General features: G+C 27.9%; 24 protein-coding genes. 18 read left to right on the top strand and 6 right to left on the bottom strand.

The features are described 5' to 3' along the window. Positions 1–225: 225 nt before the first annotated feature. Positions 226–1,050: a T9SS type A sorting domain-containing protein gene (locus AQ1685_RS11275; protein WP_095072204.1), complete on the top strand. Its 825-nt coding sequence runs from the start codon at positions 226–228 to the stop codon at positions 1,048–1,050. Between the two features lie 56 nt (positions 1,051–1,106). Here the strand turns inward: AQ1685_RS11275 and AQ1685_RS11270 are convergent, their stop codons facing one another. Further along, positions 1,107–1,844: a hypothetical protein gene (locus tag AQ1685_RS11270; protein ID WP_095072203.1), complete on the bottom strand. Its 738-nt coding sequence runs from the start codon at positions 1,842–1,844 to the stop codon at positions 1,107–1,109. Between the two features lie 383 nt (positions 1,845–2,227). On the opposite strand from AQ1685_RS11270, the gene AQ1685_RS11265 reads away from it, so the two are divergent. From AQ1685_RS11265 to AQ1685_RS11185, 17 genes are all read left to right on the top strand, one after another. Then, a complete protein-coding gene (locus AQ1685_RS11265; protein ID WP_157730190.1) occupies positions 2,228–2,395 on the top strand; it encodes a hypothetical protein in 168 nt (55 codons plus the stop codon). A gap of 54 nt (positions 2,396–2,449) precedes the next feature. After that, positions 2,450–4,195, top strand: coding sequence for a tetratricopeptide repeat-containing sensor histidine kinase (locus tag AQ1685_RS11260; RefSeq protein WP_095072201.1), 1,746 nt, complete (start codon positions 2,450–2,452; stop codon positions 4,193–4,195). Positions 4,196–4,197: 2 nt separating this feature from the next. Next, on the top strand, positions 4,198–4,863 hold the full coding sequence (locus tag AQ1685_RS11255; RefSeq protein ID WP_095072198.1) for a helix-turn-helix domain-containing protein: 666 nt from the start codon (positions 4,198–4,200) through the stop codon (positions 4,861–4,863). A 345-nt stretch (positions 4,864–5,208) separates the two neighbouring features. Continuing rightward, positions 5,209–5,949 carry an ion transporter gene (locus AQ1685_RS11250; RefSeq protein WP_231970180.1) on the top strand — a complete coding sequence of 247 codons (741 nt, stop codon included), beginning with the start codon at positions 5,209–5,211 and terminating at the stop codon, positions 5,947–5,949. 1 nt (position 5,950) lies between these two features. Then, positions 5,951–6,196 carry a DUF4236 domain-containing protein gene (locus tag AQ1685_RS11245; RefSeq protein WP_095072192.1) on the top strand — a complete coding sequence of 82 codons (246 nt, stop codon included), beginning with the start codon at positions 5,951–5,953 and terminating at the stop codon, positions 6,194–6,196. A 34-nt stretch (positions 6,197–6,230) separates the two neighbouring features. After that, positions 6,231–6,743 carry an SH3 domain-containing protein gene (locus tag AQ1685_RS11240; protein ID WP_095072190.1) on the top strand — a complete coding sequence of 171 codons (513 nt, stop codon included), beginning with the start codon at positions 6,231–6,233 and terminating at the stop codon, positions 6,741–6,743. A 38-nt stretch (positions 6,744–6,781) separates the two neighbouring features. Further along, positions 6,782–7,852 (top strand): type I restriction endonuclease, encoded by a 1,071-nt coding sequence (locus AQ1685_RS11235; RefSeq protein ID WP_095072188.1) that lies wholly within the window; start codon positions 6,782–6,784, stop codon positions 7,850–7,852. After that, positions 7,821–8,120 (top strand): HNH endonuclease, encoded by a 300-nt coding sequence (locus AQ1685_RS11230; RefSeq protein WP_157730189.1) that lies wholly within the window; start codon positions 7,821–7,823, stop codon positions 8,118–8,120. The genes AQ1685_RS11235 and AQ1685_RS11230 overlap by 32 nt, the downstream gene beginning before the upstream one ends. Position 8,121: 1 nt before the next feature. After that, positions 8,122–8,664 (top strand): hypothetical protein, encoded by a 543-nt coding sequence (locus tag AQ1685_RS11225; RefSeq protein ID WP_095072184.1) that lies wholly within the window; start codon positions 8,122–8,124, stop codon positions 8,662–8,664. A gap of 87 nt (positions 8,665–8,751) precedes the next feature. Then, positions 8,752–9,624, top strand: a complete 873-nt coding sequence (locus tag AQ1685_RS11220; protein WP_262509599.1) for a DUF4407 domain-containing protein — start codon at positions 8,752–8,754, stop codon at positions 9,622–9,624. 2 nt (positions 9,625–9,626) lie between these two features. Then, the gene (locus AQ1685_RS11215) at positions 9,627–9,866 is read left to right on the top strand and encodes a hypothetical protein (RefSeq protein WP_095072180.1); all 240 of its coding nucleotides are present in this window, start codon (positions 9,627–9,629) and stop codon (positions 9,864–9,866) included. Positions 9,867–9,993: 127 nt separating this feature from the next. Beyond that, positions 9,994–10,410, top strand: coding sequence for a hypothetical protein (locus AQ1685_RS11210; protein WP_095072178.1), 417 nt, complete (start codon positions 9,994–9,996; stop codon positions 10,408–10,410). A 123-nt stretch (positions 10,411–10,533) separates the two neighbouring features. Then, positions 10,534–12,390: a DNA topoisomerase IV subunit B gene (locus AQ1685_RS11205; protein WP_095072176.1), complete on the top strand. Its 1,857-nt coding sequence runs from the start codon at positions 10,534–10,536 to the stop codon at positions 12,388–12,390. A gap of 192 nt (positions 12,391–12,582) precedes the next feature. Further along, complete coding sequence (locus AQ1685_RS11200) at positions 12,583–15,273, top strand: DNA gyrase/topoisomerase IV subunit A (RefSeq protein ID WP_095072175.1); 2,691 nt, start codon at positions 12,583–12,585, stop codon at positions 15,271–15,273. Beyond that, a complete protein-coding gene (locus AQ1685_RS11195) occupies positions 15,274–15,609 on the top strand; it encodes a DUF2834 domain-containing protein (protein ID WP_095072173.1) in 336 nt (111 codons plus the stop codon). It abuts the gene before it with no gap. Beyond that, positions 15,602–16,438: a mechanosensitive ion channel family protein gene (locus AQ1685_RS11190; RefSeq protein WP_095072171.1), complete on the top strand. Its 837-nt coding sequence runs from the start codon at positions 15,602–15,604 to the stop codon at positions 16,436–16,438. Before AQ1685_RS11195 ends, AQ1685_RS11190 begins: the two co-directional genes overlap by 8 nt. A gap of 80 nt (positions 16,439–16,518) precedes the next feature. Beyond that, complete coding sequence (locus AQ1685_RS11185) at positions 16,519–18,555, top strand: S9 family peptidase (protein ID WP_095072169.1); 2,037 nt, start codon at positions 16,519–16,521, stop codon at positions 18,553–18,555. Positions 18,556–18,591: 36 nt separating this feature from the next. Here the strand turns inward: AQ1685_RS11185 and AQ1685_RS11180 are convergent, their stop codons facing one another. The 5 genes from AQ1685_RS11180 to AQ1685_RS11160 all read right to left on the bottom strand — a co-directional run bounded on the left by AQ1685_RS11180 (position 18,592) and on the right by AQ1685_RS11160 (position 23,440). Further along, entirely contained in the window at positions 18,592–19,218 is a 627-nt protein-coding gene (locus AQ1685_RS11180; RefSeq protein ID WP_157730187.1) for a CPBP family intramembrane glutamic endopeptidase, read from the bottom strand. Positions 19,219–19,532: 314 nt separating this feature from the next. Beyond that, positions 19,533–20,342 (bottom strand): LytTR family DNA-binding domain-containing protein, encoded by an 810-nt coding sequence (locus tag AQ1685_RS11175; RefSeq protein ID WP_095072165.1) that lies wholly within the window; start codon positions 20,340–20,342, stop codon positions 19,533–19,535. Between the two features lie 94 nt (positions 20,343–20,436). Next, a complete protein-coding gene (locus AQ1685_RS11170; RefSeq protein WP_157730186.1) occupies positions 20,437–21,948 on the bottom strand; it encodes a serine hydrolase in 1,512 nt (503 codons plus the stop codon). A 108-nt stretch (positions 21,949–22,056) separates the two neighbouring features. After that, the gene (locus AQ1685_RS11165) at positions 22,057–22,593 is read right to left on the bottom strand and encodes a helix-turn-helix domain-containing protein (protein ID WP_095072161.1); all 537 of its coding nucleotides are present in this window, start codon (positions 22,591–22,593) and stop codon (positions 22,057–22,059) included. A gap of 19 nt (positions 22,594–22,612) precedes the next feature. Beyond that, entirely contained in the window at positions 22,613–23,440 is an 828-nt protein-coding gene (locus tag AQ1685_RS11160; protein WP_095072159.1) for a hypothetical protein, read from the bottom strand. Between the last annotated feature and the right edge of the window lies 1 nt (position 23,441).

Below are 23,441 nucleotides of genomic sequence, written 5' to 3'. Positions count from 1 at the left end.
ATTGTTATTTAAAAATTGTTGTCTAGTTGCCTCTAATTTGTTGTGAAATTTAATTCATTACTAAAGTTTTTTGGTGAATATAAATGATCATCGTTTAAATAAATTCTTCTGTATAGAACAAAAAGCTAGTATCAATTAACCAAGCACATCATATTTTGTAAATGACGATTTAGAACAAATAATTGTTTAGAATTTAAAAACAAAAATGAATATAAATCAAAAATTATGAAGAAAATTACACTATTACTTTCTACCTTTTTAACTATCAATGCAGCTTTTTCACAAGTTACACTTGATTCTGAGTATAATGATGATGTTGTTATTATGAAATTTCCTAATGCTGGAGATAAAATTATTGTGATAGATGAAGAAGATAGTTTTAACTCTAGCAACCCACAAAATACTATTATTAAAATATACAATTTAGACAATTCAATTTATAAAACAATTGATATTGGATCTAATGATGAAGTTAGAGATATTTCACAGCACATAGTCAATAATGATGATAAATTAGAATTTATGATTCAACAATTTTCTATAACAAATCCTGACGGTTCAGAAGGAAGACCACAAAGTTTTTACATTATAAATGAAGATTTAGAAGAATTATTCAGATTAGATGAATGGAGTGTTTCAGAAGCTGCTATAGATAGTAGAGCTCATGAAGATACATTCTTATATCAAACTTCAGAAGGAGTAAAATTAGTTTTAGGAAAACATGATTTGAATTCAAATGCGGTTCAAACTAGAGTTTATAGTTTAGGCGGAAATGGAACACTATCTACAAATAAAGTATCATTAAGAAATGAAAAGTCAGCCTATCCAAACCCAAGTACAGAAATTATTAATATTCCTTATTCAGCGTTAAATAATGAAATTGTAGAAATCAAAATTTACGATATAACAGGAAAATTAGTAGAAGAAAAAAAGATGGATGATCAGTTTGATAAATTATCTTTAAACATTTCAAATTACACACAAGGAACGTATATATATGCTATTAAAAACTCTTTAGGAGTTTATAAAAACAAGTTTATTAAAAAATAATACGTATTTATTCTTATATGAAAAACTCTGTTAATACTAATATTAACAGAGTTTTTTTATTCATTTAATAACCCTTCTAAGTTTAGAATTTCTCTTGTAATTGGTTTTAATTCTTTTGTTGTCTCTGGATGAATTCCTCTAGCTGAAAAAAATTCACGAACATTTTTAGTATTTTTTCCATACCAATAGTTAGCAACTCCTTTAGTGAAAAAGGTGTAACTAGTGTCTAAGTCAACTTTTTGAAAGTTTTCAATATCTATCTTATAAATAGAATTATCTATTACATTTTCATCAGTTGATAAAGCATTCTCAAAACGATTATTATTCCATTTAATAAAGTTATTATTCGTTTGATTAAAGTATAAATATTTAATGAAGATACTAGAAAGAAAAAGTAAACCAGAAATTAGATATATCTGTTTTTTTCTATTGTTTTTAATAGGTGTATATGTATATGTTTTTTTTGTAATTGGTTTTACTTCTGAATGGATTTCTGTTTTAGAGTTATTTTCAGAAGTATTTTTTGTTTCATAATCTCTAAAAGTTTCATAACCCAGATAGTTGGCTATAAAATTCCTTTGATATTCATTAGGGATTTTTACACTTACATTATCTTTTTCTTCAACATACTTTTTGTAATAACGTTCTGCTTTTCTTTTTCCTATATAATTTTCATCATTATAATCTACTTTTTGTAATTCATTTACCCAAAAATCAGTTTTACTATTCTTGTTACTCTTAAATTCCCGAGTTTCTATTTCTTGAAAGAAATCTGTGATAAGTTGTTTAATCATAGTGTTTTAGCTAGTTGTTGTCCAAATTTCCCCATTTTGGTGAAGTTTTGGTTACGGGTAACCATAAAATAACCAAAACCATTTGGTTAAAAAATGGATGAATTTTGACTAACCCTAAACTCCAAATAATCAGAATATTTGCAGTGTGATTGGTCGGGGAATTAAAAATATACGAAACGATTACATCACTTAATTAAGAGATCTACATCAGTTGATTTTAAAAGAAGGGAAGCTTTTAAATAATACTGATTAGACACCTCACTTCCCGCGAAAGAGTAGCGCGCCTCTTTTAAAAATTCCATGTCGAAAACTGACATGGCCTGAATCTGAGCAAAGTGCTCGGACAGGATAAATATTATCAATTTTTAAAACAGAATTTTATTATGAAACGCATTTTTATAATATTCGCATTTATCATAGGGAACAGCATATTTACTTCATGTACAGATTTAAATGAAGAACAAATACAAGATTTAGAAATACAACAGGAGATTAAAGCTACAGGTGGAGAAGAAGGGCAGACACCTATTGAAGATGATGAAGAAGATTAAATTTTATCAAAAAAAAAGGTTGAGAGTTGTCTCAACCTTTTTTATTTTAGGTGTATGAAAGGATTTTGGCTAAATATTATTTTTGTTGGATTAAGTTTTGTTTCCTGTACAAAAGATCATAAACAGAATAATAATTACAAAGAGTTTGTAAAAAAAATTAAAACATCTTTTGAATTAGGTGATGAATTAAAAACTAAATTTTATTTAAAAGAATACTTAAAAACTTCACTAAAAGATAATAATATTCTATATATAGGTAAGGCATATAATAGATTGGGTTTGTATTACTATTGGTTTAACGAAATAGATTCATCTTATTATTTTTATGATAAAGCAGTACCTTTTTTTAAAAAATTAAAAGATAATAGTAGATTATCTAAAGTTTACTCTAATATGGCGATTATAGAATCTAACTTTAATGATTATACTAAAAGTAATTCTACTTCTGTAAAAGCATTAAATTCTTTAAAGGGAGTTAATAGTAAATATTTATCTAATATTTATAATAATTTAGGAATAAATTTAAGGAATCAGGGTTTATATAATGAAGCTATAGATTATTATAAAAAAGCAATTAAGTTTTCAAATAAAAAAAAGAATATCATTGAATATAAAAATAACATTGCTGTAGCTTATAAATTTCAGAAAAAATATACTAAATCAATTAAAATATATGAAGAGCTATTAAAGGATACCATAGGAATTCCATCAATAAAAGCAAGAATTATAGATAATTTAGGGTACACTAGATGGTTAAAAGATTCAACATTGAATATATTATCAAGTTTAGTTTTAGCGAAGAAAATTAGAATAAAAATCAAAGATAATAATGGATTAATAGCTTCTTATGCACATTTATCAGATTATTTTAAAAATATTAACTCCCAAAAATCTTTAGATTTTGCTTACAAGATGCTAGAGATATCAAATAAAGAGAAAAGATCTAATGACATTGTTGAAGCATATGATAAAATTATAAGTTTAGAAGTAGATTCTATAGCCTTGGCTACATCTCTTAAAAGAAATAAATTAAAAGATTTTATCTATGCAAAAAAAGATAAAGCTCAAAACAAATATGCTTTAATAAAGTACGAGAGTCAAGAGTTTGAAAAAAAAGCTATTCAAAGTGAAAAACAAAAACAACTTTGGATTTATATAGGAAGCCTATCATTGCTAACATTAATAGCCTATTTCTTCTACAAACGACAAAAAACCAAAAAAGAAAAAATAATAGAAGTATATAAAACAGAAACCCGTTTAGCGAAAAAAATCCATGATGAATTAGCTAATGACGTGTACTTAGCAATGAATAAAATACAAAGTAATACAACTATTGAGTCAACTGATTTGTTAGCGGATTTAGATAAAATATACAAGCAAACTAGAGATATTTCTCACGAGAATAGTCCAGTAATTACAGGAGAAAAATTTCAAGAGTTTTTACAACAATTATTTATTGATTTTACAACAGATACTTGTAAAATTATTAATAAAGGTTTATCTGAGATAAATGTAAATTCATTAACGAAAGAAAAGCAAATTGTGTTATATAGAGTTGTACAAGAACTTTTAGTAAATATGAAAAAGCATAGTAAAGCTAATTTAGTAGTTATAACTTTCGATAGAGAGAAAGATAAAATAAAAGTCAGATATAAAGATAATGGTGTAGGAGTACAGCTAATCGCTAATAAAAATGGATTGAATAATATGGAAACCCGTATAAAATCTATAGGAGGAACAATTACATTTGATTCAGAAAAACAAAAAGGTTTTCAAGCAAAATTCCAATTTAAAAAGTAATTATGTTTCAAAAAGTATTAATAGCAGAAGATGCCGATTTAGCTTCTAGTGGAGTCCGTAAAGCCTTAGAAGAATTAGAAATTAAAAATATAGAGTTTACACAATATTGTGACGAAGCTTTTATAAAATTTAAGAATGCAATTCGAATAAATGAACCGTTTGATTTACTAATTAGTGATTTATCATTTGTTGGTAACTATAACGAACAAAGATTAAATTCTGGAGACGAATTAGTAAGAGAAGTAAAAAAGGAAGATCCGAATTTAAAAACGATAATGTTTTCAATAGAAGATAGACCTTTTAAGGTAAAACAATTATGTAGTGATTTAGAATTAGACGGATATGTATGGAAATCAAATGATGCTTTAAAAGATCTTAAAAAAGCGATTTCATTAATAAAAGAAGAAAACTTTTTTATTTCACCTCAATTAGCTCACGTTCTTAAATCAAAAGAAAGTTTTGAAATTACTTCTTTTGACATTTTCTTACTTCAGCATTTAGCAGACGGTTTAGAACAAAGAGAAATAAGCGACGAATTAAAGAAAAAAGGAATTAAACCTTCTAGCACAAGTTCTGTAGAGAAAAGATTAAAATTGCTTAAAGAGAACTTTAATGCAAATAACCCTACTCAATTAGTTGCTATCACAAAAGATTTCGGATTGATTTAGAAATAAAAAAATATAATAATTTCAAGTTTACAATACAGCCTTACGAATATCCGTAAGGTTTTGTTTTTTAGGAGAATTAGTTTTGATATAACTAATCAAACTATTAATCATGAAATCTTTTTTTATAAAAAACACAAAGTTATTATTCGTTTACATACTTTTTTTAAATATCTCTTGTACTAGTGATGGAGATGATAACGTAATAGAACAGAGTAATACAGAAATAAGTTGTGGATATTACAATGGAAATACATTGTATACAGGTCCTCGGGGAGGTTGTTATTATTATAGTGAAAATGAAACAAAAGTTTATGTAGATAGATCAAATTGTAAATGTTAGAAGATATGAGATATAAGAAACTAAATATCTTCTTAGAAAAATTTATTTACAGTTTAATAGTACTCAACGTAGTTTGTTTGATTTTAGAGTCATTTAAAGTATTAAGAATAGATCATCAGAATCTTTTTGAAACTATAGAGATATTTTCAATAGGAGTTTTTACTGTTGAATTCTTTGTTAGGTTGATAATTGCTGAAAAACAAGAAAATAAAAGTTGGAGAACTTATTTTTTTTCAGGTTATGGTCTTCTAGATTTATTATCAATTCTTCCTTTTTATTTACCATTAATTTTTCCTTTTGATTTAAGAATGCTCAGAGTATTAAGATTATTGAGAATTGTTAGAATTTTTAAGTTAGGTAGATACTCAAAATCTTTTAAAACAATCAATCTAATATTAAAGGAAACAAAACCAGAACTATTAATTACAGCATTCATCGCTTTTATTTTAATAATCCTATCATCAACATTCATTTTTTATGCTGAAAATGAAGCACAACCAGATAAGTTTTCAAGTATAATAGAAGCACTTTGGTGGTCGCTTGGAACACTAACAACAGTTGGAGCAGATGTAAGTCCTATAACTCCTTTAGGAAAATTTCTAAGTGCATTAATAGGTGTTATAGGTATTGGCTTTGTTGCTTTACCAACTGGTATTATAAGTTCTGCTTTAATAGATAAAGTTAAACAAGATAGAGAAAACTGTCATGAATGTCCGCATTGCGGCTTAAGAGCTAAAGAAGATTGATATGGGATTTAGATACCGTAAAAGAATAAAATTAGGAAAAGGAGTTGGACTTAATATTAGTAAATCTGGTATAACACCTAGTATAAGAACTAAAAGAGGAACAATTAGTTCTAGAGGGTATACAATTAAAACAGGTGTAAAAGGAGTTAGTTATCGTAAAACATTTACAAAAAATAAACCTGTGGGATGTTTAGGAATACTTTTTTTAATTGTTAGTGTTTTTACAATTTTTAGAATTAAAAAGTAGAATTTGATGTAAAGTAAAATATAGAAAGTTAACCATGAAAAAGTATATAGTATTAGGTTTTATTTCTCCGCTTCTTGTTAGCCTGTTTTTCTTTCCCAAGAATGAAACAGAAATTAAAATGCTTCCAAAGTATTCAAGTATTAAAGCATGTTATGTTTCAACTGATGCTAGATGTACAGGATCTTCTTATTGCAGAGCTTGTAAAAACTGTAGTAGATGTAAGTATTGTAATAACGGAGGTTCGTGTGGTGTGTGTGCTGAAAGGTATACAAGAAAAAAAACAAAAAAGAAAACTATTAAGTCTTATTCAATCAAACCAATAGTAAAGCAAAAGAAAATACTTTTTAAAAATAAGATAGCTCAAGTAAAACATAATAATACTCCTTTAAGAAGTGGAGCAGATAAAAGTTATTATATCATTTTAAATCTAAAGGAATACGAAGTTCTAGAATTAATTGCTTTAGAAAATGAATGGTTTAAAGTAAAAGTAATACGAACAGAGGCTATAGGTTTTGTTCATTCTAAAAATATAATAATACTGAATTAGCAAGAGCACATAAAATTAAGAATAGAAAAAATAGAAAGATGGAATTTATAAACAAACTAAAAGATCTATCAGTAAGGATTGATGATTTAAAAGATCAAATAGAAACAGAAGAGGCAACTAAAACAGCATTTGTATTACCATTTATTGCATTATTAGGGTATGATATTTTTAATCCTACAGAAATAGTTCCTGAATTTACTGCAGATATTGGACTTAAAAAAGGTGAAAAGGTAGACTATGCAATTTTAAAAAATGGGTCACCTATTTTAATAATAGAGTGTAAATATTGGAAAGAAGATTTAACTACACATAATTCTCAGTTATTTAGATATTTTCATAGTTCAAAATCAAAATTTGCTTTATTAACAAACGGTATAGATTATAAGTTTTTTACAGATTTAGAAGAAACGAATAAAATGGATGAAAAACCATTTTTAGAATTTACCATAACTAAATTAAAAGAATCTATAATCAATGAAATTTTAAAATTTCACAAAACAAAATTTGATATAGAACAAATTGCATCTAATGCAAGTTCTTTAAAATACTCAAAAGAAATAAAAAAGATATTTACGAGTCAACTACAAAATCCAGATTCTGATTTTGTGCGATTTTTCTCATCTCGAATTTACTCCGGAAGACAAACAGAAAAGGTATTAGATCAGTTTAAAGATTTAGTAACTAAATCTATGAATCAATTTATAAGTGAGAAAGTAAATGATAGATTACAAAGTGCATTAAATAAAGAGGATGAAAAACAAATAGAAGAAGAAAAAGAACCAGAAATTGAATCGAAAATAATAACTACTGAAGAAGAAATGCAAGGGTTTAGAATTGTAGTAGCTATTCTAAGTAGAAAGTTAGCTGTAGAAAGAATAGCATTCAGAGATACACAATCTTATTTTGGAATTCTTTTGGATGATAATAATAGAAAACCTTTATGCAGATTACATTTTAATGGTAAAAATAAATACTTGGGAGTTATAGATGCTAATAAAAAGGAAACAAAGTATAAAATAGATATAATTACAGATATCTACAATCATAGTACAGATTTACTTAAAACATACGAATATTATGAGCAGTTTGAGACAGAAACAATTAGTTAAAAAAGCTCATGGTACTTATGGAGTTTTATTATTTACTCTAGAATGGAAAGAGAAAAGAAAAGAAATCTTAAAGAGAGATAAACATGTTTGTAGAGTTTGTTCTTCAACAGAGAAATTACAAATTCATCATAGGCAGTATCACTATTCGTTAACACTACGAAAGTTTAAAAAGCCATGGGAATATCCAAACAAGCTCATGATCACGCTTTGTGAAAAATGCCATCAATCTGGTCATAATAAATTTAAAGTCCCAATAAAATATATTTAAAATGAAACTACTTAATATTTTTAGAAAAAAAGAAGAAACGACAGATGATGTAACAGAAGTTATTGTTCCTGAGGTTACTAAAGAATTATTTATTGAAGAAGAAACAACATCATCAGAAGAATTTTCAGAAGCAGGAAGATATAACCTAGAAAGGATTTATGCTTTTGCATCTAAAGATTTTGAAGAGAAAGGATATGATGATGCATTAATCAATCCAGATCATTCTTACAGTAGTGATAATATAAGATTATTGAAATACGATTTCCATATTTTAATTAAAAGAGCTTTTAAAAGTTATGAAGATTATATTAAAGATATTGAATTTCATATTGAATCTAGAAATAATGCTGGTTTAATAGATACAGTAAAGTTGTTAGAAACAGCGTTAATTAAAACGAAAGACTCTATAGCAGAAGTAAAACTAATAGAAGAAGATTTTTTAAATGATGCCGGACTTATAGACAGAGTATCCCTATCGTATAAAAGAGGGTTTACTAGAGGATTAGCAGCAATGTCAGATCAAATTTTAGAGAAAAATGTTTAAGAGTAAAAATAACTGGCTTCGATTTGGTTGTTTTCTAATAGGTTATAATTATAAGTTATTAATGTCTTGTAGCGAAGCCAGTAAAAAATCAGTAAAAAATATACAGCAGCATTATTAATTATTATGATTATGTGGTTGTTAATAGGCTTTTTATTTTCTAGAGAATATTTAAGATTGCCTGCACTAGGTTCTGTAATTACAGGAATTATTCTAATGATTATTATTGTTCAGATAGAAAGACAAATTATTCTTGGAGCTAAGAATAAAAAAGCAGCAACATTCAGAATTATTTTAGCTTTAGTAATGTCTTTATTAGGTTCGGTAATAGTAGATCAAATTATTTTCAAAGAGGATATTATAAAAGAAAAACTAATGAGTGTTAATAATGAAGTTAGTAAAGTTTTACCTCAGAAGATAAACGAAATCAATTTACAAGAAAAAGATTTAGATTCTACTATAGCTAACAAACAGCATGAAAGAGAAATGCTCATAAACGAAGTTACTAGGAAACCAACTATTCGTTTACCAAAATATGAAAGTCAAAGAATCCCTAGCAAAACAATAGATGGTAGAGATACGGTTTTAGTAAAAAAGATTTATACGACAGAATCAGTATTAAATCCTAAAGCTAAATTAATTGAAGATATAGATAAACAGATCTCAAACTTGCGAGAAGAAAAATCAGCACTGACCCAGAGAAAAATAGACATTAGAGAAAAAACAGAAGAAGAATTATTACATAGTAAAGGTTTTTTAGATGAATTAAAAGTAATGTTTAAAATATTAGTTTCTTCACCTATTTCATTAGTTGTTTGGGGACTTTGGTTATTATTTTTTCTAATTATTGAGTTGTTTGTTCTAATTTCAAAATTAGCCGATCAAGAAAACGATTATGAAAGAATCATAAAACATCAAAGAGACGTTAGAATAGCAGCAATTGATAAATTAAATGGTTTTTAGTTATGAAAAGTAAAAAATCAATTTATGTCTCACTTCTTTTATTTTTTCTACTATCAGGATTCCAACAGAAAAAAGAAGAACAAGTGTATATATGTGTAAGTGTAAAAAGTAAGAGATATCACTACAATAAAAACTGTAGAGGCTTATCAAGATGTAAATCAGAAATAAAAAAGATATCAAAGAAGAAAGCTGAAAAATATGGTAGAATTTTATGTAAATACGAAAGTAAAAAGAAGAAATAGTTAACACTCTATTTTCATTTTAACACTGTTAATTAATATTTAGCTAACCATCTCATAAAGCTGTTTTTCCTGTATACAGAAATCAAAAAGATAACTTTAACTGAGTTAACCTTAATACCACTTTATAATGAAAAAAATCACTCATATTTTTGTCTTTTTAGTAGCTAGCTTATTAGTTTCAAATATTGAAGCACAAAACTTAGCAAATAGTTCAACAACTGTTATAGAGACTAAAACAAAAAAAGAACTAAATAAGAAATCATCAGATTTTGATGTAAGAATCAAATTAGAAGATAGATACGGAAATGAAGTTCCAGCAGCAACTTTACCTGGATATTATGCATATAATGTAGAAACCAATACATATTATTATGCAGATGATAGGAGAGAAGTAGATCTTTTTACAAACTTACCGGCTGGTACATATCGTTTCGATGCTTACGATGGATATTTTGATGGAGCAAGCAGTACAATTGTTACTTTATCTAATAATTCTATTGTAAATGATGAAATTATAGTAACACTATCTTATTGGTCAGAATAATTTTATTTCTTTTTGATTAATAATCAAAGCATTAAAAACTCTGTTAATAACTATGTTGACAGAGTTTTTTATTTTTTCTAGGTAAATCTTATTTTAGCATACACTTCATTTTTCTCAGATTTTATGGCGCAAGAAACTAAATATACCGAAGATAATATACGATCACTCGACTGGAAAGAGCATATCCGTATGCGTCCAGGTATGTATATTGGTAAATTAGGAGATGGTTCTTCTCCTGATGATGGAATATACATTTTAGTAAAAGAGGTACTCGATAACTCTATTGATGAGTTTGTTATGGGTACAGGAAAAACAATCGAAGTATCTATCCAAGGTAATAAAGTTATTGTTCGAGATTATGGTCGTGGTATTCCTTTAGGAAAAGTTGTCGATGTAGTTTCTAAGATGAATACTGGAGGAAAATACGACAGTAGAGCCTTTAAAAAATCTGTAGGATTAAACGGAGTTGGTACCAAAGCTGTAAATGCATTATCAACATATTTCCGTGTAGAAAGTACACGTGATGGAAAATCTGCTTCGGCTGAATTTGAAAAAGGAAATCTTACCAATCAAGATCTTTTAGAGGAAACAACCAGAAGAAGAGGAACAAAGGTTACTTTTATTGCAGATGATGCCATATTTAAAAATTATAAATATCGTCCAGAATATGTAATTCGTTTATTAAAGAATTATGTCTATCTGAATCCAGGATTGACCATAGTTTTTAACGGAGAAAAATATTATTCTGAAAACGGATTAAAAGACCTTTTAGAAGATAATAACAATGTTGAGGACATGCTATATCCGATAATCCATTTGAAAGGAGATGATATAGAAATTGCTATGACACATAGCAAAACTCAATATTCAGAAGAATATCATTCGTTTGTAAACGGACAAAATACAACACAAGGTGGTACGCATCAAGCTGCATTTAGAGAGGCTGTAGTAAAAACGATTCGTGAGTTCTATGGAAAAAACTTTGATGCTTCAGATGTGCGAAAGTCTATCATTGGGGCAATTTCCATAAAAGTAATGGAGCCTGTTTTCGAAAGTCAGACGAAAACCAAATTAGGTTCAACTGAAATGGGAGGCGGATTACCAACGGTAAGAACTTACATCAACGATTTTGTAAAAACTAAACTGGATAATTACTTACACAAGAATACTGTAATTGCTGAAACACTTCAAAAGAAGATTTTACAAGCAGAAAAAGAGCGTAAAGAACTATCTGGAATCAGAAAGTTAGCAAGAGATCGAGCTAAGAAAGCAAATCTTCACAATAAAAAATTAAGAGACTGTAGAATTCATTTCGGAGATACAAAAAAAGAAGACTATTTAAATACCACGTTATTTATTACCGAGGGAGATTCTGCATCAGGTTCTATCACAAAATCAAGAAATGTAAATACTCAAGCAGTTTTCAGTTTAAAAGGAAAGCCTTTAAACTCATATGGTTTAACAAAGAAAATCGTGTATGAAAACGAGGAATTTAATTTACTTCAAGCTGCTTTAAATATTGAAGATGGACTAGAAGGCTTACGTTACAACAACATCGTAATCGCAACTGATGCCGATGTTGATGGAATGCACATTAGACTGTTATTAATTACATTCTTTTTACAATTCTTCCCAGAAGTAATAAAAGAAGGACATTTATATATTTTAGAAACACCACTTTTTAGAGTTCGAAATAAAAAAGAAACACATTATTGTTATTCTGAAACAGAAAAACAAGCCGCTATAGCCAAACTAAGAGGTAAACCAGAAATTACACGATTTAAAGGATTAGGTGAAATTTCACCAAACGAATTTGTACATTTTATTGGAGACGATATTCGTTTAGATCCTGTAATGTTAGATAAAGAAATGTCTATCGATCAAATGTTACAATTCTACATGGGAAAAAACACACCAGATCGTCAAAAATTTATTATTGAGAATCTAAAAGTAGAGCAAGATTTAATAGAAGAAAGTTAAAATGAAATTAAATAGAGGCTTAATATTAATAGCTCTTTTTTTTATTTTTCTAATGTTATTTTCAATAAATTTCAACGAGATTACTGATGACGGTAACTATGCAGCTTTTATAACAATAATAGGTCTAGCTATTTTTATATTGTTAAGATCAAAAAAGTAAAAAAATCAAAAACGTACAAACGTTTATAATACATGAGCGAAGAAAACAATAATTACGAACACGACGAAGAATTAACAAACGAAAACCAAGTTGAAAATACAGAGACCATAACTAAGGTTACAGGAATGTATAAAGATTGGTTTTTAGATTATGCTTCGTATGTAATCTTAGAACGTGCTGTTCCGTCTATTGAAGATGGATTTAAACCTGTACAGCGTCGTATCATGCATTCTATGAAAGATTTAGATGATGGACGTTATAATAAAGTAGCAAATATTGTTGGTCATACCATGCAGTATCACCCACACGGTGATGCTTCTATTGCAGATGCCATGGTACAAATGGGACAAAAAGAGTTGCTTATAGATATGCAAGGAAACTGGGGTAATATCTTAACAGGAGATAGAGCTGCGGCTTCACGTTACATCGAAGCACGTTTATCTAAATTCGCTTTAGATGTTGTTTTCAATGCTAAAACTACTGAATGGCAACAATCTTATGATGGTAGAAAAAAAGAACCTGTAAATCTTCCTGTAAAATTTCCTCTATTATTAGCACAAGGAGCAGAAGGTATTGCAGTAGGTTTATCTACTAAAATTTTACCACATAACTTCAATGAGTTAATTGATGCTTCTATCAAATATCTTAGAGGAAGAAACTTTACTATAGTTCCAGATTTTTTAACTGGAGGAATTGCAGATGTTTCCAATTATAATGATGGTAAACGAGGAGGGAAAGTTCGTGTAAGAGCAAAAATTTCTCAGTTAGATAAAAAAACATTAGTAATTACAGAAGTTCCTTTCGGAACAACTACTTCTTCGCTTATTGATAGTGTTTTAAAAGCAAATGATAAGGGTAAAATCAAGATCAAGAAGATTGAAGATAATACAGCTGCTAATGTAGAAATATTGGTACATCTACCACCAAACGTATCTCCAGATAAAACTATAGATGCATTGTATGCTTTCACAAATTGTGAGAATTCAATTTCTCCATTGTGTTGTATTATTGAAGATAACAAACCTATTTTTATTGGTGTTTCTGATGTTTTAAAACGTTCTACAGATTTCACTGTTGATTTATTAAAACAAGAATTAGAAATTCAATTAAATGAATTAGAAGAGCAATGGCATTTTTCTTCATTAGAACGAATTTTTATTGAAAATAGAATTTACCGTGATATTGAGGAACAAGAAACTTGGGAAGGTGTAATTGAAGCAATTGATTTAGGTTTAAAACCTCATACTAAGCATTTAAAACGTGAAGTTACTGTAGATGATATTGTAAAGCTTACTGAAATTCGAATTAAGAAAATTTCTAAGTTCGATATTGATAAAGCGAAACAGTTTATAGAAAGTTTAGAAGAGAAAATAGCAGAGGTAAAAGAATATTTAGATAATCTTATCGAATTTGCTATTGATTACTTCAAAGAACTAAAAGACAAATACGGAAAAGGAAAAGAGCGTAAAACTGAAATTAGAATTTTCGATGATATTGTAGCTACAAAAGTGGTAATGCGTAATGCAAAGCTTTATGTGAATAGAGAAGAAGGTTTCATTGGAACGTCGTTAAAGAAAGACGAATTTGTTGCAGATTGTGCAGATATCGACGATATTATTGTTTTCCGAGAAGATGGTGTCATGCAAGTTACCAAAGTAGATTCTAAAACGTTTGTTGGTAAAGGAATTATCCACGTAGCAGTTTTCAAGAAGAAAGATAAGCGTACGGTTTATAACCTGATTTATAAAGATGGTACACGCGGACCAAGTTATATGAAACGTTTTAATGTAACTTCTATAACTAGAGACCGTGAATACGATTTAACAAACGGAAATAAAGGTTCCAAAGTATTGTATTTCTCAGCAAATCCAAACGGAGAAGCAGAAGTTGTTACTGTTTTGTTACGAGCTGTTGGAAGTATTAAAAAATTGAAATGGGATTTAGATTTTGCTGATTTAGCCATTAAAGGAAGAAGTGTTAGAGGTAATTTAGTTACTAAGCATAGCGTTAAAAAAGTAGAGTTTAAAGAGGCTGGTGTATCAACATTAAAACCACGTAAGATTTGGTTTGATGATACTGTGAGACGTTTAAATGTTGATGAAAGAGGAGAATTATTAGGAGAGTTTAAAGCTGAAGATAAAATCTTAATTGTAAAGCAATCGGGTAAAGCTAAAGCTGTAACACCAGACTTAGCAATGCATTTCGATAATGACATGATTGTCTTAGAAAAATGGAAACCGAATAAGCCAATTTCTGCTATTTATTATGACGGACACAAAGAGCGTTATTATGTGAAGCGTTTCTTGTTAGAAAGCACGGATAAAGAAGAAATATTTATTACAGATCACGAAAAGTCGCAATTACAAATAGTTGCTACAGATTACCGTCCAATGGTAGAGGTGATTTTCTCTAAGAGAGCTTTACCAAGTATGAAAGTAAATTTCGAAGAATTTATTTCTGTAAAAGGTATAAAAGCAATTGGAAATCAGCTGACAGCAGCAAAGATCAGAACTATAAAAACTCTAGAATCATTACCTTACGAAGAGCCTGAAGAAGAAAAGGTTGAAAATATAGAGGTGAATGAAGAGGAGTTAGTTGAAGATACTAATATCATAGAAGCAGATGAATCTTTAGATAAAAAAGAAAAAGCTCGTAAAGCATTAGAAGCTGCTATTAAAAAGAAGAAAGAAGGCGATGATGAAAGTCAAACAGCATTATTTTAAATGAAACTAAAATATTTATATCTATTCTTGGCAATATTGGGTATGTGTTACACTTGGTATTACAATATCCAATATTTTCAAACAGCAATTGATCCATCATTTTTAAACTTTTTTGCAGATGCTAAAGTAAATTTTGCAGGAAAATCATTAAGTGCAGACTTATTGGTAGTAGTTTTAACTTTTTTCGCTTTTTATATACCAGACGCAATCAAATTAAAGATTAAATATTGGTGGATCTTAATTCCACTAACTTTTATCATTGCTGTAGCCTTCACATTTCCGCTGTATTTATATATACGAACAAATACTATTGAAAAGAAAAAGTTAATTGAATAAACTACTTACATACGAATTTGATTTAAAAAGCTCTACAGGAATAACCATATATATATTTCTTGTTTTATTAGCTGCTTGGCTAATTTCTAGGTTAATTCGATACATAATTCTTGTAGTAATAAAGTCTAAAAAATCTGAGCGTTTTGGGAGAACAAGTATTCAGTTTTTACGTAATTCTGTAAAGTTTTTTATAGGAATATTTGCGTTAATTTTTATTGTAATGACTGTACCTACTTTACGTAGTAAGGCTACAATAATTTTTTCAGGAGCTGGTATTATCGCAGCAATTATCGGTTTCGCTGCACAGGCGGCATTATCTAACTTAATTGCAGGAGCTTTTATTGTGATTTTCAAACCCTTTAGAGTTGGAGATTATATAAAGTTAGATGACACTAGAGTAGGAATTGTTGAAGATATAACATTACGTCATACGGTAATCAATAATTTTGAGAATAAACGCTTAATCATACCTAACTCTGTAATTAGTACAGATTCCGTTTTAAATCATACTATAGAGGATTCTCATGTGTTAAGTTTTAATAATTTTAAAATTGGTTTGCGTGCTGATATAGATTTAGCCCGAAGAATTATACAAGAAGAAGCTGTTAAATTGCCAATGGTTATGGAGACAAAATCCAGTACAAGTATAGATGTTCGTGTTATTGATATTCATGAAAGTTTTATTCATATGAGAGCTTATGTCTGGATGAATGAACCTTTTCAAGAATTCAGAGGTAAATGTGCTTTAAAAGAAGCAGTACACAAACGTTTTATACAAGAAGGAGTAGATCTACCTATTCCTATCAATAAAGTAGAAAGAATCGAATAAAAATTGCTACATAAATCTAAAAATATTAATCAACCTATATAAAATGCTACGAATAGAAAAAGTAGCTATGTCCAAAAACTATGAAGAAAACAACATCAATTATCGTATTGATTTTTTTGACATTGTCAATCACCGCACAAAATCTTAAAAAACCATCTTTTGAAGAGATTATTTCATTAAACGTAGTAAGAAATGTAGTACTATCACCAAATGGAAAACATGTAGTGTTTTCTAAAGGAGCTACAGATTGGAAAGAAAATCGATTTGATTCTGAATTATGGATTTCTAAAAATGGAGAAGAACCTTTTCAATTAACGAATAGTAAAAAAAGCAGTTCGACAGCGAAATGGTCACCTGATGGTAAGTGGATCGCTTTTGTTTCAGATAAAGGGTCTGGAAGCCAGATTTATGCTATTAAAGTTGTAGGTGGAGAAGCAATTCAAGTAACAAATTCAAAAAAGGGAATTTATAATTTTGAATGGTCTCCAGATGGAAATAAAATTGCGTATTTACAATCAGAAGATAATTCAAAGGAAAATAAGAAAGTTAAAGATAAGTTTGGAAGTTTTAAAGTTGAAGATAAAGAATTCAATCAAAGTCAAATCTGGATTACAAACTTCAATCCGGATCTTTTAATGAATAATCCTTTACCGAATACTTTGAAAGACTCAGTGTATAAAAGTAATTTAGAAGCTAAACTATTAATTGGAGATAAAGCATTTTCAATAACAAACTTTAAATGGTCTCCAAATGGTAAGAAAATAGCATTTACACATCAACCTAATTCTTTAATAAATTCAGCTTTTAAAGCAGATATTTCGATTTATGATATCAGTTCTAAAAAGCATAAAGTTTTAGTAGATAACAAAAGTTACGATGGATTAATAGATTGGTCTCCAGATAGTAAATCTATCTTATACACTTCTAATTTAAACAACGTTACATCAAATTATTATACTAATGAGAATGTATTTAGTATAAATATCGACGGAACAAATACGAAACAATTGGCAAAAGATTTTGATGAGAATTTATCTGATTTTCAATGGAATAAAAATGGAATTTATGCATTAACTTGGTTGAAGACCAAAAGAGTTATTGTTCATGTAAATCCAAATACAGGAATACATAAAGTTCTTCCTGTAAAACATAGTAAAATATGGAGTTATTCTTTTTCTAAAGATGCAAAAAAAGTTGTATATGCCGGACGTAACAATGATCACTTATCTGAAATTTATACAACAGATAGTACATTTTCTAACCCAGTTAAATTAACAAAATCGTCGGAACAAATAAAAGATTGGGCTGTTGCTACTAGTGAAGTAATTTCTTGGAAAAGTAAAGATGGAGAAATAATAGAAGGTGTTTTAAATAAACCTATGAATTACGATCCGAAGAAAAAATATCCATTATTGGTGATCATTCATGGTGGTCCAACTGGAGTTTCTATTCCTGGTCCAACAGCATCTTATGTATATCCAATGGTACAATGGGTAAACAAAGGAGCTTTAATTTTAAGACCAAATTATCGTGGTTCTGCTGGATATGGAGAACGTTTTAGATCTTTAAATGTTAAAAATTTAGGAGTTGGTGATGCTTGGGATGTAATGTCTGGAATTAAACACTTAGATAAAAAAGGAATGATTGATACTGATAAACTTGGTGTTATGGGATGGAGCCAAGGAGGTTATATTTCTGCTTTTTTAACTACAAACACAAAAGAGTTTAAAGCAGTTTCTGTAGGTGCTGGAATATCAAATTGGATGACATATTATGTGAATACAGATATTCATCCGTTTACTCGACAATATTTAAAAGCAACACCATGGTCAGATAAAGAAATCTATGAAAAAACTTCTCCTATGACTACGATTAACAAAGCAGTAACGCCAACTTTAATTCAGCATGGAGAGTTCGACAATAGAGTTCCAATAGCCAATGCAAATGAATTATATCAAGGCCTTAAAGATAAAGGAGTAGCGACTAGGTATATTGTTTATAAAGGTTTTGGTCATGCGATTACAAAACCAAAAGAACAATTAGCAGCAACTTGGCATAATTGGCAATGGTTTTTAAAATATATATGGAATGAAGAGGTAGAGTTGCCTAAAGAATAACAATAAAAAATTAGAAATTATTGAATAATAAAGACACTATTTAGTTTTTTTAAACCAAATAGTGTCTTTATTTATTTTTAGAGGGATTTTATTTTTTCTTTTATAAAGTATTGTCAAAAATATGATAAGAAATATGGTAACTATTCTAAATATATTGGCATATATATTTCCAAAAGCATTACTGGATACAGAAAAAAGTAACCAAAATAGATTCATAAGTAGATGTAAAAATATAGAACTCCATAAATTAAAATTCCACTCTACGTACACCCAAGAAAAAAGTATACCTCCTAATAACGTGGTAAAGAAAATACCCAATAGTATTATTAAATCATTACTTTGATATAAATGACCTGTTGCAAAAATTAAAGAGCTAAAAATAACAGTAGGTAGAAAACCAATTTTTGTAAACCTAAATAACTGACCAAATAATATTCCTCTAAAAATTATTTCTTCAATAAATGCAGCTATTATAGCTCCATTTATAATTGCTGTTATTGTGATCTCTGAATTAAAATCAAAAGTTAGATAATATCCAATTAACATTGGAAATGTAGAAATTAAAGAAAAGTAAAATAGTGTGATTGAAGGTTTTTTTAAACCTAAACTATCAAAGAAGTTTTTAAAATTATGAATTAATCCTACACCTAAAAATAAAGGCATTCCAACTAACAAACATTTTATAAAATAACTTAAAGAAATATGATGTAAATACTTGTTAAGAGTGGTGGTTAAATTTGAAAAAATGGTGTTTGATAGTAAAAAATGTATGCAATAAGAAAGCGATAGTATAATGATGATTATCGTTGTTTTTTTCATGTGATTATCTTAAATTTTAATTCAAAATTAGTAGTAGATGAATCTAATTTCGGATATAAAAGCTCACTAAAAAGAACAAAGTTATGGATTACTTACTTTTGGGTTGTGTGGTAGAAAAAAGTGCTGAATTACAATTTTTAGGGCTAATTAACAATCATTTATATGATGTTTCTAATTGTTTTAACCATAGCACGTGAAATCGGAATTTTAGAATCTGAATCTAAGATTTTTATATAATAAGAAGATCCCTTAAGTGTAACAGAAGTAATCATTTTTATATTAACGATGTAAGAACGATGAACTCTTAAAAATTGATGTTTAGGCAGCTTCGTTTCGACATATTTTAGTGAATTTCTAATGAGAAAACTACTCACATTATTTCTAGTAGAAACTTCAATGTAATTACCACTAGATTTGATATAAACAAGTTCTTTTGAATTAATCGAAATACTTTTCTCTTTCTTGTTATTACTATCAATAGTGATCATAAAATCTTTAGAGTTTTCTATAGAAGTGGCAATGACAAGTTTACTCTTTAAGAATTTATTGTAGTAGAAAAAAGATAAAGGAATAAAACTTACACTAAAACAAAGTATTAAAAAACTACCAATATCTTTTATTCTTATACTATAGTTAGTAACGAATAAGTTATAATATATCACGCAAATAATGGTTGTGATAATAATTACAGGAATCACAGTTATTATTTCTTTAATGATATTCCATCTGGCATAAAACCATTTTCTATAGTATGTCATAAATAAAAAATAATAAGTAGCATAGCTTATAGCACTAATAAAACCATATCCCAAAAGAAAAATGATTTTATTATTCATTTTGAATTCATAAGTTCCAAAAGGTTGAAAAACAATAAGCGTAAAAGATACAAATAGCCCAATAAAAAGACTTATTTGTATTTGATCTGTTAGTGATGAAACTGGAAAAGGTTTAAAAAAGATGCTTTTCATAACAAAATTAACTTTTCAAATATGAGATATTACATTCATTTGAATTAGAGATAAATATAATAGTAATTCTTAACTTGGTTTTTGAAATAAAAAATTACTTCATATTTCTATCCATAATTTCATTACCAAAATCAGGAAAATATTCTTGTAATAGTTTTTGCCATATTTTCATTCCGTTTTCAGAATTAGATAGTATTACAATTCCTTTTTTAGACTGTAAAGAAATTAAAGCTATGGTTTTAGTTCCATAATCTCCGCCAGTATGCATTAAAACAGTTTCATTGTTTTTTAAATTAGGTAAGATTTGCATACCTAAACCCCAGAATATCCCTTCTTTTTCTTTTGACTGTGGTTTTACAAATTCTTTATATAGAGACTGAGAAATTCCTGCACCGTTTAAGAGATGAACTAAAAATTTAGAGTAATCTTCTGTTGTAGTTAATAAATTGGCAGCAGCGTTAACCGAAGTGTATTTTTCAAAAGTTATAGCTTTATCCTTTTCATTGTGTTCTACAGCATAATTATTTTCTTTGATTTTTGAATTCCAATTAAAAGATGTGTTTTCCATTCCCAAAGGTTCAAATAATAATGCTTCTGCAATACGTTCAAAAGACTTTTTCAATTTATTTTCTATAGCTTTTCTCATATATTCAAATCCTTCGCCAGAATATTCCCATTTTGTCCCAGGTTCTCTTACAAAATTTAACTTTTGGGTTGGTGTTAAATATCTCCAATTAGGTAATCCTGATTGGTGTGACAATATATTACGAACAGTAAGTTTTTGTAAAAACACATGATCTTTTATATCTGAATCAATATAATATTTCGATAAAGGCTCATCTAAACCAATTTGTCCCGAATCAACAAGTTTCAGTACAACATTTGCAACTACAGGTTTGGTTAATGAGGCAACTTTGTAAATACTGTTTAAATCAGTCTTTACAAGGTCTTTTTGATAGCCAAAAGCTTTCAATTGTCTAATTTTAGCTTGCTCTATATAACCAATAGATAGTGATGTAATTTGATGCTTTTTAAGAAGTTTTTCTATAATCTTATCATTTTCAAATAGAGGAGAAGGATAGTTAATTGTAAATTTGGGGCCATAATTAGTTTTAGGTTCTTTATGATCATAGCTCAAAACTCTAGCTAATTTCCATTGTTTATTTTCTATTTTCCAAAGGGAAGTAAATTTGGCTATATTGGTAAGATACGGTTCTTTGTTTGTTTCTTTTATGTAGAATAAATGAATTCCTTTTTGAATAGCACCATAAGTTTCACCATTATTCTTTAATCTGAAAACTTCTAAACTTTCATCTACGACTTTTCGAATAGGTTTTTTATTTGTGTTAGAGCATATACTTTCTTTAAATCCTTTGAAAAATTGTGTTCTATTTTGAATTCCGTTTTCGTCATGATAAAACTCAAAATCAGTAGCAATATATTTTTCTAATAGAGAAAAATTACATTTATTAAAACCTTCTTCAAAAAATAAACTATCAATTTGTTTCAGTTCATTAAAGAGTTTTGAATTTTTAGAAATTTGTGCTCCTATTTTTGTTGAAAAAAGAACTATAAGAATTAAAATATGAGTATAAAATTGCTTCATAATTTTGTTTGTAATTAAAAATTTAAATGATGAAGCAATATTCCGTAAATCAGAATAAAAGAAACCCAAAAACAGCCCGAAAATAACCTGACAAAACCACGACAAGGCTTATAAGAAGCTGAATTTTAGTCTTATATAGTTTTTTTGATGTTTGTCTAATCCAACTGTATTTACCAGTATTATTGTAATATTTATTAAGATTAAAAGAATCATTACTGGTAACGTTAATCTGATTTCTGAAGAGAAAAGTCGGTTAGCAAATGGACTTAATAGAATTAAAATAGTAGAAATAATTGTCCAAAATATCTGAAGTGAGATAATCTCTTTTGTTAAACGATTATATTCTTTTTTATAATAAACAATGGCAAATGGAATAAGAATATTTACTAGAGGAATAGCAACAAAAGGTAAAGAAGATAAATTAATTAATTTAATAAGTTTGATATTTATACTTTCTTCATTTTTTTGACCATTTAAGCTTTCTATGTCTATGTTTAAAGCTTTTGAGATAGCATTTAAAGTATGACCTTTTAAAGGAGCACCAGCTTCTATTCTTTGAATAGTTCTAACAGATATTCCAGATTTTTCAGCTAGTTCTTCTTGTGTAAGATTAAATTTTTTTCTGTAAGCTAAAAGTTTAGACATTATTGAAATTTAATTGGTGTTAAAATGTATTATGCTTGTAAAAGATATGAATACTGTCTCTTATTTTTTCTTTTATTAAACCATTATTATCGTAAAGAATTCTATAAGTTTCATTTGTTTTATTTCTATCATTGTCTAAATAATAAAAAACCTGTATCGCTGAGTCTATTTTTTGATCGGTATAATAATACTTTACAGTGTTTTTATAAGATGTGTAATAGTTGTAGTTAGCAGAATCTTTAATAATGCTTAAGTCTAAAAATTTTTTCTCAGATAGTAATTGATGTAAAGAATCATAGGTATATTGAGTTATGTATCTTCTTCCAGCATCAAAATCATTATTTTCATACTGAGATTTTTCAATTAAATATCCTTGTTTATTGAATTTGAAAGTTCCTGAAATAACAGGAATTTTTCCTGATATATTTTTATAGGTTGGACTCTTATATTTTTGATATAATAACAGACTGTCAGGTTTTAATTCATAAACAAAATCAAATTCATTGGTAAAGTCTGATGAATGAATTTTTTTAGAAACTAAGTTTAATGAATCATATTGATAAGAAACATCATAACTATACAAAGCTTTTATTATGATGATGTATTCATTTATCAATTTACCTTGTATATTATATTTTAAAATACTTATAGTATCATTCTTTTGATATTGCCCAAAATCTGAACCAGCAATTTTGTAAATTTCTTTTACATTATTCTTTCTGATTGATTTCTCATTTACATCGGGGAATTTTAAGTCTTGTATCTTAAGTTGATTACTATTTGTACAATTCAGTAAAAGAATTGCTGATATTATAATCAGCTGGTTTTTTAAACACGAATTATTCATA

This window comes from Tenacibaculum jejuense, from assembly GCF_900198195.1.
GTDB lineage: Bacteria > Bacteroidota > Bacteroidia > Flavobacteriales > Flavobacteriaceae > Polaribacter > Polaribacter jejuensis.
This window is presented reverse-complemented; position numbering and strand designations above follow the sequence as displayed.